Raw genomic sequence first — 14,520 nt, 5'->3', positions numbered from 1 at the left:
ATTCGCTATTAATTTAACCGATTCGTTTTCATATGTGGTTACTTTATCTGTAGTTAGGCTTATGCCATCTACCGATGAAAATGTACTATCTGTATTAGCTACAACCATATGTTGTGGATATAGGAATATAATAATTATCAAAATAAATAGATATAATCTTCTTAACATTTTCTTTGCCCCCCTCTCATATAAAAACCACAATACTTTTATTAAATAAAGTTCTAATACTCTACTTACTAAAGTTTAGTCTATCATATATCATTATTTAAGTTAAGTATGTTCATAGTCCTATTTCCCATTATATTATCCTCTGAATTTTTACTAAATTAAACTCAGTAATATTTATTTTTGTATAAAAGTATTAATACAATGAACTTCAACCTCTTTCGTTAATACTTGATTGATTTTATAAATTAATTAGTTGTTTCATTATGATAAGTTTTTTCAATATTATTTCCATTAGTTATTAAAAGTGATATTTTTTTATATCTCGATATTTAATATGATATATTTTGCTTTAGACTTAAAATAATTCTATTAATAACTACCATTAGATATTATTAAGTGTATACTGTGTAATTGAAGGAGCTAACTCTTATTAGAGAAAAGTTTATTAATGTTAAAAATTTTATATGAATTAACCAAATCTTTACGATATAAGTATGACATCAAAAGTATTACTACTCCTCCTAATAAGAGATTCAGATAAAAATTAGAATTCACAACAGAGTACATTGCATATACAGATATAATAAATATCATAAAATATATTTTCTTAAGACCAAAGTTAACATTGTAGTAAACTAAAGATATTTGAGTTCTTAAAGTAAAAAATACTATATAAGAAAATGCTGTAGATATAGATGCACCTATTGCACCATATTTAGGCACTAATAACCAATTTCCCATTATATTTATTAAACAAGAGGTAAGCGCTATCAGTATATGCCATTTTGGTTTCTTATAAAAGTTGATCCCTATAACAGTAGTTTCGGATATAGTATACATTACAGGCATAAATACTAAAAAAGGCATTATATTAGCAGCCGCTTTATATTCCCTTCCTAATAAATATATAATTATATCTTTACCTGCTATACTGAATATAGCAACTAAAAACAGAAAAAAAGAAATCATTCGTGTTATTTTTTCATAAAAATGTTTATCATCTGGATTGTTTTCAAACCTCTCATAACAAACTGGTGTCCAAAATGTAGAAAAAGTAACTTTGAGAATATTTAATAATGCTACAATTTTAAATGCTGCAGCATAAAGTCCTAGCTCATCAAAGCTACTCCATTGTTTTATAGCAATCTTATCAAAAGATTGAAATAACCAAGTTATCAGCATTGTTAAAACTAAAGGTGATCCATAATGCAGTATGTCTTTAATATTATGTGTTGTTTGAGATGATCGCAAATTCCTTATATTCCAGTATTCAGATTGAGAAATAATTGATATTATAGTTAAAAGAAATAAATTTATAACTGTTGAATATATAATTATTTCATATTTAGCTCCCAAAAAGTGATATAAAATTAGTATTATTATCAAGCTTAATAATCTATTTAATATCTCTAAAATGGAAAATAGATTACCTTTTTGCTGCATCCTAATAACTAAAGTCCCATACCTATATAATACTTGAATTATAATACCTATAATAAGCACTACTAATACATTAAAATTATATTCTTCAAATAAAAATACTGATACCCTCTCACTAAACAAAAGGATAACTAATGATACTACTACAGTTAAAAGTAACGGTATCTTTATACAGTTATAGAGTAAAGAACCCCTTTTATCTTCAACTTCTTCATAAAAAAACCTAACAAAGGATTGGTCTGTTCCAAATATGATAAATATCATAGAAATATTTAATACCAGTGTAAACATAGAGGCTTTACCAAAATCTTGAGGCGACAATATCCTTGTTGTAATCATTGTTCCTACAAAACCAATTACTAGTCCTATCCAACTCCCATAAGAAAATGATAGGAATTTTTTCAATAAATTATCTTTCATAAAATTATTTCCTTCTATAATAATTCTTTATTTTTTCCACTACGTATAGAGTATCTTTTTCTTTCATTCTATAATATAGTGGCAATCTTATAAGTCTTTCGCTTTCTTTAGTTGTATATATATCTTCACCACTAAATTGCCCATATTTCATACCCGCTACAGAACTATGCAATGAGATATAATGAAATACAGCTAATATATCATTCTCCTTAAGATATTCAATTAAATCAGTTCTTTCTTCCATATCTGAACACTTAAGATAAAACATATGAGCATTATGTTCACAATTATCAGGTATATACGGCAACTCTATATATCCTCTATCTTCTAGTTCTTTTAATCCATTATAATATAATTCCCATGTGTTCAATCTATTAGTATTTATCTCATCCGCTTCTTCTAATTGAGCATAAAGATATGCAGCATTTAATTCACTAGGTAAGTAAGAACTTCCCATATCTACCCAAGTATATTTATCAATTTGTCCTCTGAGAAATTTACTTCTATTAGTGCCCTTTTCTCGAATTATCTCTGCTCGTTCAATAAATTTCTTGTTTTGTATAGAGATAGCTCCTCCTTCGCCCATTGTGTAGTTTTTAGTCTCATGAAAACTGTAACAACCAAAATCTCCAATAGTTCCTAATGACTTCCCTTTATATGTGGACATCACACCTTGAGCTGCATCTTCAATTACGAAAAGATTATGTTTACTTGCAATATCCATTATTTTATCCATCTCACAAGCAACCCCTGCATAATGAACTGGAATAATAGCTTTCGTTTTATCAGTAATTGCTTCTTCAATTAAATTCTCATCTATATTCATTGTATCCGGCCTTACATCTACAAAAACAATCTTTGCTCCTCTTAACACAAAGGCATTAACTGTCGAAACAAATGTATAAGAGGGAACAATAACTTCATCTCCTGGTTGTATATCAATAAGAATAGCTGCCATTTCCAATGCATGTGTACAAGAAGTAGTCAATAATGCCTTTGGTGTTTTAAAGTTATTTTCAATCCAAGAATTACACCTTTTAGTAAAGGGGCCATCTCCACATAATTTATGATTATTGATAATAGCTTCTTTTATATATTCTTCTTCTTTCCCAATATAGGGTGGTATATTGAAAGGGATCATCCCTATTCCTCCTCTTCTATATAGAAACATCCTACTACTGTTTAATTTATATTTGGCTTAATATCTAAATTATCATTTAGGTATTCTATTTCATATTTTAACATATCTTTTTTTCTATCTTTTACAATCTTTGCAGGTATACCAAAATATATTTTCCAAGGTTCCGTAGATTTTGTAACCATAGACATAGCTCCAACAGAGCAACCTTCTGATAAATTGACTCCAGGAAATATAATACTATTAGCTCCTACTATCACATGTTTGCCAATCAATATTTCTTTTTTTGTTTCTTTTTTATATTTACTTGGTATAGTAGGATTCGTTAGAGTTTTACCTGTATAATCATCTGATTGAGTAAATACATTAACTCCATAAGCCAGGCCAGAAAAGTCTTCCATGATTATTCCTTTTTCCCCTCCTGCTACATTGCAAAATACAGCTATATGAACATTCTTTCCTATATTTACATTTCCAGATATAACACAAAAATCATCGATCCTAGAATTATCATCAATAGAGATACATTCTGGATTATATATACTAGCTTTATTACTCAACTTTACATTTTTTCCGATATACTTAAAACCCATTTGTTTCAGTTCTCTTTCACTATAAAAACCCATTTCTTGCTCCCCCTTTCAAACTAAATTGTATTACTCTTCAAATATTTTCCTTAAATCTTCTTTTAACTTTCTTTCAGAAAAAATTTCTTTTACATTATTTATATTTCTTACCCTTTTTTCTGTATCTAGTTCCTTATACAAACAATCAAAGCTTTTATTAGAACTAAAGACTGTAAGTCCATGTTCCAAACAGAAGTCCCATGAAGTAATATTATTTTTTATATAGACCTTTTTACCTAATCCTAATAAAGTAATAATATTGCCCATGGCTTGTTGTCTATCATGATTAAATATTGCAATGTCTATCTTGGATAGTAATTCCAAATATTGATTAAAAGGCAAAAATTCTAATAAAGGATTAAATTTACGTCCAAATATTCTTTCACCTTCTTTTATCACTTGATTCCTATATTCTATATTTCCATAGGAAAGCGGACATATTATTTCAATATTATCATTTTTATACTTTTCCAGCTTTTTAAAAATTTCTAAATGATTATTGCTTAAATTAGCAGAGTTACCTATTTGTATATATTTTTTATCACTATCTTTTTTAACTTCACTTATATTATATTCTTTATATAAATTGCTTGGATACATAAAAGAAAAAAGAAACTTGCCCTTAGCTCCATACCACTTTTTTGCTAACTCATAATCACCCTTAATATGAGTTATTATCCCCCTCATATTCCTTATAACAAAAGTTCTAATTAATTCATAGAAATTAGATTTCATAGATTTTTCTCTGTGCTTATAATAATATAAGTCACCTCCCCAAGCTACCCAGTATGATTTTTTTAGTAGCCACGGTTGAAAAAAAAGAATCACTAATAGCAAAGGGGAAAACAGCCCATGTATTATTATTTTTTCAGCCTTATACATATCTTTAATTAAATTTAAGCTTTCAAATCTTTCTATGAATTCAATATTTCTTCTACTAGTTTTTACTTTTCTTATATCATTACCTAGATGATAAAAAAAGTGATCTTGCTCATTAAAATTTTTATTTACAAAATCTATATACGGCTCTGAAAATTTTTCATTTGTATTCTTAAAGATATGAATAATTCTCATAATTACCTATCCTTATACATTTTCTCATAATAGTTTTGATAATCTCCTGATACTACATTTTCTACCCACTCAGCATTTTTCAAATACCAAATAATAGTCTTTATAATACCATCTTCAAATTTAGTTTCTGGATACCATCCTAACTCATTTTTAATTTTAGTTGGATCTATAGCATACCTTTTATCATGTCCTTTTCTGTCTTTAACATATCTTATTAGATCATAGTTAATATTAGATATATCTGTTTTAAGTCTCGTCTTATATTCAGGTTTACTAGACATTAAATCATTTATTATATCTATTATAAGCTTCACAATTTCTATATTTTGCTTTTCATTATGTCCACCTATATTATACACTTCTCCTAATTTTCCGTCATTAAGCACCATATCTAAAGCTTTACAATGATCTTCAACATATAACCAATCCCTAATATTTGTTCCATCTCCATAAACTGGCAATTCTTTCCCTTCTAAAACATTCTTTATAATTAATGGAATTAGCTTCTCTGGAAATTGATAAGCTCCATAATTATTAGAACATCTAGTAATTTTTGCAGGAAATTTATATGTCTCAATATAAGCTTGGACAATTAAATCCGCACTAGTTTTAGAAGCTGAATATGGTGATCTTGGATTTAATGGAGTATTTTCTGTGAAATATCCAGTATCTCCTAAACTTCCATATACTTCATCTGTTGATACTTGTAAAAATTCAACTCCTCCTATATATATGTCCTCTCCTATAGTCCATGATTTTAGTGCAGCATCTAAAAGGTTTTGTGTTCCTAATATATTTGTTTCTAGAAATAATTGTGGGTTTTCTATTGACCTATCAACATGTGACTCAGCTGCAAAATTAATAACATAATCAACTTTATTATTTTTAAATATCTCAGATACTAAATCTTTATTACATATATCACCCTTAATAAATTCTATTTTATCAAGTTCAGTTTCTAGAGTTTTTAGATTTCCTGCATAAGTAAGTTTATCTAATACTATTAGTTTGATATTGTCATATTTTTTTAACATATACTTTATATGATTAGATCCAATAAAACCTGCTCCCCCAGTAATTAAGTAAGTTTTCATTATAACACTCCTAAATATTTATTTTATATACTCTTAGAAATTCTAATCAAATATTTGCCATAGTCTGTTTTAAGTAAGGGTTGTGCTAACTCAACTAATTGCTCTTTATCAATAAAATCCATCCTATAGGCAATCTCTTCGATACAAGCCACAAATAAACCTTGTCTACTTTGGATTGCTTCTACAAAGTTAGAGGCTTCTAACAATCCTTTATGAGTTCCTGTATCTAACCATGCTGTACCTCTTCCAAATAATTCTACATTAAGAACACCTCTATCAAGATATTCATTGTTTATAGAAGTGATTTCAAGTTCACCTCTGTCAGAAGGTTTCACATTTTTTGCAATTTCTATCACTTTATTATCATAGAAATATAATCCAGGAACTGCATAATTGGATTTTGGGTTTTCTGGTTTTTCTTCAATAGATAAAACTTTTCTTTCTTCACCAAATTCTACTACTCCAAATTCCTTAGGATTACTTACGTAATATCCAAATATGGTAGCACCAGATTTACGGTCTTTTGCTTGTTTAAGTACATCAACTAATCCTGTTCCATAAAATATATTGTCACCTAGGACTAGACATACATTATCTTCCCCTATAAAATCTTCTCCTATTATAAATGCTTCAGCTAATCCCCGTGGTTCTTTTTGAACCTTATACTGAAATGATAAACCTAATTGACTCCCGTCTCCAAATAGATCTTTGTAGAAGGGTAAATCTCTTTCTGTAGATATTATTAAAATATCTTTAATACCCGCTAACATTAATACAGATAGAGGATAATATATCATAGGCTTATCATATATAGGCAAAATTTGTTTTGATACTACCTTAGTTATTGGATATAGTCTTGTTCCTGAACCACCTGCTAAAATAATTCCTTTCATTTAACTAACAACTCCTTTCTGTTTAAACCGTTCATAAACTCCAATAGATACACCCATAAGAATCCATGGAAATAGACCAACTCGTATTTCTCTAAAGAAAAAATACGCAACTGAAAATACTTGATAACTTATAAGACCAGTAAAAGATGCAATAAGTAATGTAAATACTGCTTTATTATTAATTGCTTGTTTTATTCTCTTTATAAAGTAAACCGCTAGTCCAATAATTAAAGTATATTGCAATATAAATCCTATAGCTCCATACAATATAAATATATTTATTGGCTCTATTTCTACGCCATAAGATATATCACTTTGATTTACCACTGGTTTAGATAAACCAAATAAATAGTGAAATGGAGTTTTAAATAATGAGAAAAAGTACTTTGCTTGTTCAACTCTTGGTCCTCCACTGGTATTAAATAAATCTTTCCACCTATAAACCATATGGTTTATAAATGGATTACCAAAAATATATAATATCCATACTATTAAAAATATCCCAGCTACAATTAATATTGCATTAAAGACTGTTTTACGATTCATTTTATTTATATTTATGTCTAGTATATAAAATAAGAAGAGGGAAAATACTAAAGCTAATATTCCCGCCCTCGCTTGGCTTGCGAATATATTGAGGACTGATAATATCATCAAAGATATAGATAATACACTATACTTTTTATAATATTTAAATACAGAATATCCGAATATAAAGAAGAATGTAGCTAATCCTCCATTACCCGTTGCATGTTGAGCTAGTCCATGAACTCTTATTAAATGAAGTGGTCTATTTAAGTGAGATAGCTGTTCAACTCCATCTCTAAAAGGATATAATTTTATAAAAAACTCTCTACCTACCCAAGGGAGCCATTGTAATATACCTATTAACATGCCTAAGTTTAAAATTACTAAAAAATACTTAATAAATATATCTGGCTCTAATTTACCTTTATAAAAAACTAGCATAAAACTTATAAAAACCAACAACCTCGTTATATATTGAAGAGAATCAGTTGGAAGAATAAATTTATCAAGCATCGTAATTGAGGCATAAATATTTGAAATAAGTATTTCAATAATTATGAGAGAAAAAAATAACATTATAAAATAAGTGACTTTTGGTAATTGTATTTTACTAATTAAAGTGAAGGATAATACCAGAGCACCTATTGGTAATACTAAATATAATGTAGGGAATGAATAATTACCTATATGTAATACAGGCAATATACTCATAAAAAGAATTATCCCTAACATTAATGTGTAATACTGTATATCTAATTTTTTCATAATAAGTCTACCTTTCATTTCCATGTACATTATGGGTTAATATGATTGTAATATATGCCTTTATATTCTAATGCTATTTTTTCCCAATCAAATTGACAGCTTTCTCTAATACAATTAGAAGAAATATCCTTATAGTTTTTTAATATTAATTCTACTTTTTTTGATATATCACTTGTAGAGTTAGGCTTTACAACAAAACCTACCTCTCCTTCTTTAAAAAAACCGTCTATACCCTCTCCTTGAGTATATATTACCGGTAAACCTCTAGACATAGCTTCAATATATACTAACCCAAAGGTTTCTTTATAGGAAGGCATAATAAATATATCACAGCTCTCCATAATTTCTGAAATTTTTTCCTTATCTTTAATATAACCATGAAAAATAACACTATCACTTATATCTAACTTTTTACACAATTGTCTGGATTTACTTTCAAGTGGTCCATTTCCGATAACATGCAAGAAACAATCATATCCTTTTCTTCTAAGTTCTTTACATGTAAGTATTACTGATTTTAAATTTTTATTTTTATTTATTTGACCAATAAACAGCAAATTAACTTGACCTTTTTTGCTATATCTCTTTTCTACTGATATATTTTTAATCCAATAATTATCTATGCCATTAGGAATAACATAGCATTTATTCTGAATCTGAGATATAATTTTACTTGGAAGTAATTTAAATACCTTTTCTTTGTAGGCATGAGAAATAAAAACAACTCCACTAGAATTTAATAGTATTTTACGCATTAAGGGTCTTAGATGAATGGCATATTTATAAAAGTAATTAATATCAGTATTACGAACATTCACAATATAATTTATACCATATTTTTCGTAAAGTTTATACGCGGTACCCCCATCACTGAATATAGTATGAGCATGAATAAAGTCTATTTTTTTATTAGCTAATACTGATTTCTCAACCTCTTTCATTTGTTTTTTTGTCTTATTATAAAACAAAAATCTATCATACTTATTTAAAATGTTGCTATAATAATAATTAATTATATCTATTTTGGGTGAAATTTGATTCTTTCCAATATGCTCATTACTCTTTATGGGAATAAATATTTCTTGATTGATACCTTCCGATGATAATTTACTCACTAGATTCTTATATAATTGATTTCCTACATAATAGGAACAAATGTGTAATAGTTGCATTTATAACCACCTTATATTTTCTTTCATTTATTTTCTTCTAAAATCTCTTAGTTTTTCTATAACTATATTTACTTCATTCTCATTTAAATTACTACTACACGGTATGTTTATAAGATTTGTTTCGTAAAACTCAGCTTTTTCTAGTTTATATATTTGATTATTTATATAGGGCTTTTGTGTATGAATTAGTCCCCACAAAGGTCTAGTTTGTATATGATTATCATTCAAATTCTTTAATAGCTCATCTCGATCTATGCCATATTTTTGTTTGTCTACTATAACAGAATAAAACCAATGGTTTGATCTTGTATCTTGTTTAAAAGGCAATAAACTTAGCCCTTCTATATTTTCAATAGCTTCTTTATAAAAGTTATAATTCCTTATTTTAGTTTCTATAAAACTTTCTAACTTATCTATTTGATCGGTACCAAAAGCTGCTTGAATATTAGTCATGCGATAATTATACCCTACTTCATCATGCTTGAAGTAAAGGGGATCTGTCTTAGCTTGTACACCTAAAAATGCTACCTTATCTAATAATTGGTGATTCTTGGATACAACCATCCCACCACCACCTGTAGTTATAATTTTATTAGCATTGAAGGAATAAACACCTATATCCCCAATAGTCCCACAATGTTTCCCTTTATATTTACCTTCTAAATAATAAGAACCAAGAGCTTCTGTTGCATCTTCAATTACATTAAGCTTATATTCTTCTCTGATTTTCATAAGCTTTTCCATATTAAGTGGGTTTCCAAATACATGTACTGCTAAGATAGCCTTGATTTGTTTACCAGTTAACTTGTTTATAACTTTTCCATCTACCAAATTACATTCATTTTTCAAAAACTTATCAAGTTTATCCATGTCCATATTCAAAGTATCATCGCAATCCATAAAAATAGGTTCTGCTCCTACATATCTAACTGGGTTAACTGCTGCTATAAATGTAAGAGTAGGTACAATAACCTCATCTCCTTCTTTCACGTCTAACACTCTAAGTGCTAAATGTAATCCAGCAGTTCCACTTTGAGTTGATATAGACCTTTCTAATCCAACATATTTTGCAATTTTATCTTCAAATTCTTTTATAAATCTACCACCTGTAGATACCCACCCAGTCTCTATTGTCTCTTTGACATTATTTAAAATGTCTATCGATAAATTAGGTACTGATAAGGGTATGGTTTTTGAATTGTTCATAACTATCTTCCCTTCGTTTTAGTAACTTTAATATTTTTTGCTGGTGTCCCTACCGCCAAAGCGTAATTTTCAATGTCATTCACTACTGTAGCGCCTGCAGCAATAACAGAATTATGTCCAATGTTAATATTGTTAGATATACTAGAACCTATACATATCCATGTGAATTTTCCTATTTGAGTAGTCCCTCCAATGTGAACTCCCGGAGATATATGAACGCCATCCTTTAAAATACAATCATGATCAATACTACATGAAGTATTGATTATACATCCTTTTCCAATTAATGAATTCGCATTAATAACTGCACCAGCCATGACAACTGTACCTTCATCAATTTTGACTTTATTACTGATACAAGTAAACGGATGTATTAAAAGTGGAATTTTAAACCCTTCATTAGACAAGTCATTTATCAGTTTTATTCTCAATTTATTATTTCCTATAGCTACAAAAGCATTTTCATATTGCATTTTATATTTTTTACAATTTTCTAAATCATCAACTACCTTAAATCCATTGACTTTCTTTAAATCTACATTGTCATCAAAAAATACAATTTCACTCCATTTATTCATTAAGCTTGCCACTTCAGCAACTACTTTTCCATGCCCTCCAGCTCCTAATATCATTAATTTTGACATTTTAGATCACTAGTCCTCGAAGTATATTCTTCTTTATTATTATTATTCGTAAAATATGACATTGTATTATCTTCAGAGTTGTTTATATCTTTTCTATTTAAAACGTTAACAATAGTCATTCGGATTATCTTTATATCAAGTAAGAAACTAATATTATCGACATACCATACATCATATTCAAATTTTTGTTCCCAACTTATAGTATTACGTCCATTAACTTGAGCCCACCCTGATATACCTGGAGTGACTTCATGTCTTCTCATTTGTTCTCTTGAATAATGATCTAAGTATTGAACTAATAAAGGTCTTGGTCCAATAAAACTCATTTCTCCTCGGATTATATTAATAAGTTGAGGTAATTCATCTATACTTGATTTACGTAAGATTGATCCTACCTTTGTCATTCTTTCCATATCAGAAAGCATTTTCCCATTTTTCTCAACTTCAATTTTCATAGTTCTAAATTTATTTACTTTGAATATGTTTCCACTTTTACCTGGTCTATCTTGTTTAAAAAGAATAGGTCCTTCTGATTCTAACTTAATCGCAACGGCAGCTAACCCCATAATAGGAGATGCTACTATTACTAATATACATGCACAGAAAAAATCTAATATTCTTTTGATTATTAAGTAAGGTTTCATATACAACACCCTTCTAGTTAATATTTATATAATGAAAAATTATAACCTCCAATATAAATAATTCATTTCTTCAGCTTTCTTTCTATCTAGCATACCTTTTACATCTATCAATACTGGTTTATGATTCCAATAGAACTTTTTAATCTCATCTAAGCTTATAGATTTGAATTCAGTATGAGGAACTGCTAATATCACTGCATCCATGTCTTTTATATCTTCCATTGAATGTAGCTTTAATCCATACTCTTCCCATACTTCCTCCGGGTCTGCTAATGGATCTACTATTATAATATCCACACCATATTCTTTCAGTTCATTTATTATATCTATTACTTTAGTATTTCTTACATCAGGACAATTCTCCTTAAAGGTTATTCCAAAAATAACTACTTTTGATCCTTTAATTTGTTTGTCTGCCTTTATAAGCTTCTTCACTGTGTTTTCAGCTACATATTTACCCATATAATCATTTATTTTTCTACCTGATAATATTATTTGAGAATGATATCCTAGTTGTTCAGCTTTATATATGAAATAATATGGATCTACTCCTATACAATGTCCCCCCACTAGTCCTGGAGTAAAGTTAAGGAAGTTCCATTTAGTACCTGCTGCTTTTAATACTGCATTAGTATCTATATCCATCATATTAAACACTTGGGATAATTCATTCATAAAGGCAATATTTATATCCCTCTGTGAGTTTTCTATTACCTTTGCTGCTTCTGCTACCTTTATACTTTCAGCCCTATGAACTCCTGCTTCTATTATCAATTCATATACTTTTGCTATATCTTCTAAGGACTCTTCGTCCATACCGGACACTATTTTCACTATTTTCTCTAAAGTATTAACTTTATCTCCTGGATTAATTCTCTCTGGTGAATATCCAACTTTAAAGTCTTCTCCATATCTAAGCCCTGATTCTTCTTCTAATATTGGAACACATATATCTTCTGTAACTCCAGGATATACAGTGGACTCAAATACTACTATAGAACCTTTAGTAAGATTTCTTCCTACTGTAGTAGTTGCAGATATTACTGGAGTTAAATTTGGTGTTTTATCACCATTTATTGGTGTAGGAACTGCTACAATATGAAACTTAGCTTCTTTTATCTTATTTTCATCAGTAGTCAATATAGCTGTGGTTTCTTGTACTGCCTTATCTCCTACTTCATTTGTAACGTCTATGCCTTGATGATATTTTTCTATTTTAGGTTTATTATAATCAAGGCCTATAACATCTACTTTCTTTGCGAATGCTACAGCTAATGGTAACCCCACATACCCTAATCCTACTACAGAAATTTTTTCTTCTTTATTTCTTATTTTTTCATATAGTGACATTTAAAATCCCCCTCAATTATATAATTATTACAATATAAACCTTATTTCAAAATAAGTAATAATCTTACTCTTTACTTTTAAGTTAACAAGCCAAAATATAACTAATAGTAATTATATCACTAAATTCCCCTAAATTTCTACATTTATTGTATAGGAATATAGTACTAGGGTCAACTAAAGTCATGTAATTTACTATATTTTTCGTATAACATTTTTCATTATATTATGACATTTTTCAACATTTATTATACTCCAAGTGTATCTAAATGTTAAATATTAGTATACTAATATAGGATTAAAAAAAACTGTAATATTAAAATTTAACCTTCATGGTACTTTAACTTTATTACCTGTACTCAGCTTTCTCTATCCTTTAATAAACCACCTTGGTCATTAGTTTTACAATAACAAAGGTAAACATTCAAAAGAATGCTTACCAAAAAATAAAATATTAATTAGTTATGAAAAACTTTTTTATTGCACCTGTAACTTTTTGTGCTATTTGATCTTGTACACTCGACTTAGCTACTTTTATTGCTTCAGTGTTATTAGAAATAAAACCTGCTTCTATTAATGCAGAAGGTACGTTGGTTCTTCTGGTCATATGAAGATTATGATCCCTTATGTAGCTATAATTTTTATTATAACTCAATTCAGATAAGGAGCTATATAAATACTTTGCAAAAACTTCACTTTTTATTGCTACATCTGAAGGCGATCGATTATCATATACCATTACATCCCTAATATTTACTACTTTTTCAACTCCTCTATCTAAATAAACGATTCCAGGATCTGATGTTCTTCTTACAGGATCCCACCACTCTCTTATTTCCCTCACAAATTTGTATTCTTTACCTCCATATTGAACATAAGTGCCTGATGTATCTTCTAATAATGGTCTATAAGTACTGTAATGTACACTCATACCCGAAGCTAACCTATTTGTGCTGCTATCATGATGTATACTTAAGAATAGATCTGGATTTGCTCTATTTACTATTTCAGATCTATCATGTAAATCTATAAATTTATCTTCATAAGGATTTCTAGTAAATATAACCTTTGCACCTAAGCTTGTTAATTTATTATATATCCTAGTTGTTAGACTATTATTATAATCTTTTTCCTTTATACCTAAATAATTATTAACAGCACCTGGATCTCTTCCTCCATGTCCAGGATCTAACATTATAGTCTTGCCATATAATAAACTTTTAACCGTATATGTAAAAGCTACTTTATGTGATACTTCTGTACTTCCTTTTCTTCTTGCATGGATTGCTAGCCTATACTCTCCTGCTTCTTTTGGTATCCATGTACTACTTGTACTACTACTGTAGTCCTTTACTATACTC

At 28.5% G+C, this 14,520-nt stretch carries 13 protein-coding genes; all 13 read right to left on the bottom strand.

Annotation, left to right across the window (positions count from 1 at the left end; all coding sequences use genetic code 11):
* Nucleotides 1–588: 588 nt before the first annotated feature.
* Complete coding sequence (locus tag GOQ27_RS12510) at nucleotides 589–2,028, bottom strand: lipopolysaccharide biosynthesis protein (RefSeq protein WP_203367211.1); 1,440 nt, start codon at nucleotides 2,026–2,028, stop codon at nucleotides 589–591.
* A gap of 4 nt (nucleotides 2,029–2,032) precedes the next feature.
* Complete coding sequence (gene rffA, locus GOQ27_RS12505; protein ID WP_203367210.1) at nucleotides 2,033–3,169, bottom strand: dTDP-4-amino-4,6-dideoxygalactose transaminase; 1,137 nt, start codon at nucleotides 3,167–3,169, stop codon at nucleotides 2,033–2,035.
* A 41-nt stretch (nucleotides 3,170–3,210) separates the two neighbouring features.
* Nucleotides 3,211–3,792, bottom strand: a complete 582-nt coding sequence (locus GOQ27_RS12500; RefSeq protein ID WP_203367209.1) for an acyltransferase — start codon at nucleotides 3,790–3,792, stop codon at nucleotides 3,211–3,213.
* 30 nt (nucleotides 3,793–3,822) lie between these two features.
* Nucleotides 3,823–4,866: a TDP-N-acetylfucosamine:lipid II N-acetylfucosaminyltransferase family protein gene (locus GOQ27_RS12495; RefSeq protein ID WP_203367208.1), complete on the bottom strand. Its 1,044-nt coding sequence runs from the start codon at nucleotides 4,864–4,866 to the stop codon at nucleotides 3,823–3,825.
* A gap of 2 nt (nucleotides 4,867–4,868) precedes the next feature.
* Nucleotides 4,869–5,960 (bottom strand): dTDP-glucose 4,6-dehydratase, encoded by a 1,092-nt coding sequence (gene rfbB / locus GOQ27_RS12490; protein ID WP_203367207.1) that lies wholly within the window; start codon nucleotides 5,958–5,960, stop codon nucleotides 4,869–4,871.
* A 23-nt stretch (nucleotides 5,961–5,983) separates the two neighbouring features.
* Nucleotides 5,984–6,853 (bottom strand): glucose-1-phosphate thymidylyltransferase RfbA, encoded by an 870-nt coding sequence (rfbA, locus tag GOQ27_RS12485; protein WP_203367206.1) that lies wholly within the window; start codon nucleotides 6,851–6,853, stop codon nucleotides 5,984–5,986.
* Entirely contained in the window at nucleotides 6,854–8,146 is a 1,293-nt protein-coding gene (locus GOQ27_RS12480) for a hypothetical protein (protein WP_203367205.1), read from the bottom strand.
* Between the two features lie 29 nt (nucleotides 8,147–8,175).
* Nucleotides 8,176–9,318, bottom strand: coding sequence for a glycosyltransferase (locus GOQ27_RS12475; protein ID WP_203367204.1), 1,143 nt, complete (start codon nucleotides 9,316–9,318; stop codon nucleotides 8,176–8,178).
* A gap of 27 nt (nucleotides 9,319–9,345) precedes the next feature.
* Nucleotides 9,346–10,524 (bottom strand): LegC family aminotransferase, encoded by a 1,179-nt coding sequence (locus GOQ27_RS12470; protein WP_203367203.1) that lies wholly within the window; start codon nucleotides 10,522–10,524, stop codon nucleotides 9,346–9,348.
* 2 nt (nucleotides 10,525–10,526) lie between these two features.
* The gene (locus tag GOQ27_RS12465) at nucleotides 10,527–11,168 is read right to left on the bottom strand and encodes an acetyltransferase (protein ID WP_203367202.1); all 642 of its coding nucleotides are present in this window, start codon (nucleotides 11,166–11,168) and stop codon (nucleotides 10,527–10,529) included.
* Nucleotides 11,156–11,812 carry a sugar transferase gene (locus GOQ27_RS12460; RefSeq protein WP_203367201.1) on the bottom strand — a complete coding sequence of 219 codons (657 nt, stop codon included), beginning with the start codon at nucleotides 11,810–11,812 and terminating at the stop codon, nucleotides 11,156–11,158. The genes GOQ27_RS12465 and GOQ27_RS12460 overlap by 13 nt, the downstream gene beginning before the upstream one ends.
* 39 nt (nucleotides 11,813–11,851) lie before the next feature.
* The gene (locus GOQ27_RS12455; protein WP_203367200.1) at nucleotides 11,852–13,162 is read right to left on the bottom strand and encodes a nucleotide sugar dehydrogenase; all 1,311 of its coding nucleotides are present in this window, start codon (nucleotides 13,160–13,162) and stop codon (nucleotides 11,852–11,854) included.
* 451 nt (nucleotides 13,163–13,613) lie between these two features.
* The coding region (locus GOQ27_RS12450; RefSeq protein ID WP_203367199.1) for an N-acetylmuramoyl-L-alanine amidase family protein at nucleotides 13,614–14,520 on the bottom strand (907 nt) is incomplete at its 5' end.

The sequence above is a fragment of the Anaeromonas frigoriresistens genome (genome assembly GCF_016820655.1).
GTDB lineage: Bacteria > Bacillota > Clostridia > Tissierellales > SIT17 > Anaeromonas > Anaeromonas frigoriresistens.
The sequence above is the reverse complement of the archived record's forward strand: the minus strand, read 5'-3'. Positions and strand labels throughout refer to the sequence as shown.

Excerpts from the sequence above, each read along its gene's own strand:
- GOQ27_RS12510 (WP_203367211.1), bottom strand. The coding sequence starts at position 2,028 with ATGAAAGATAATTTATTGAAAAAATTCCTATCATTTTCTTATGGGAGT.
- rffA (WP_203367210.1), bottom strand. The coding sequence starts at position 3,169 with ATGATCCCTTTCAATATACCACCCTATATTGGGAAAGAAGAAGAATAT.
- GOQ27_RS12500 (WP_203367209.1), bottom strand. The coding sequence starts at position 3,792 with ATGGGTTTTTATAGTGAAAGAGAACTGAAACAAATGGGTTTTAAGTAT.
- GOQ27_RS12495 (WP_203367208.1), bottom strand. The coding sequence starts at position 4,866 with ATGAGAATTATTCATATCTTTAAGAATACAAATGAAAAATTTTCAGAG.
- rfbB (WP_203367207.1), bottom strand. The coding sequence starts at position 5,960 with ATGAAAACTTACTTAATTACTGGGGGAGCAGGTTTTATTGGATCTAAT.
- rfbA (WP_203367206.1), bottom strand. The coding sequence starts at position 6,853 with ATGAAAGGAATTATTTTAGCAGGTGGTTCAGGAACAAGACTATATCCA.
- GOQ27_RS12480 (WP_203367205.1), bottom strand. The coding sequence starts at position 8,146 with ATGAAAAAATTAGATATACAGTATTACACATTAATGTTAGGGATAATT.
- GOQ27_RS12475 (WP_203367204.1), bottom strand. The coding sequence starts at position 9,318 with ATGCAACTATTACACATTTGTTCCTATTATGTAGGAAATCAATTATAT.
- GOQ27_RS12470 (WP_203367203.1), bottom strand. The coding sequence starts at position 10,524 with ATGAACAATTCAAAAACCATACCCTTATCAGTACCTAATTTATCGATA.
- GOQ27_RS12465 (WP_203367202.1), bottom strand. The coding sequence starts at position 11,168 with ATGTCAAAATTAATGATATTAGGAGCTGGAGGGCATGGAAAAGTAGTT.
- GOQ27_RS12460 (WP_203367201.1), bottom strand. The coding sequence starts at position 11,812 with ATGAAACCTTACTTAATAATCAAAAGAATATTAGATTTTTTCTGTGCA.
- GOQ27_RS12455 (WP_203367200.1), bottom strand. The coding sequence starts at position 13,162 with ATGTCACTATATGAAAAAATAAGAAATAAAGAAGAAAAAATTTCTGTA.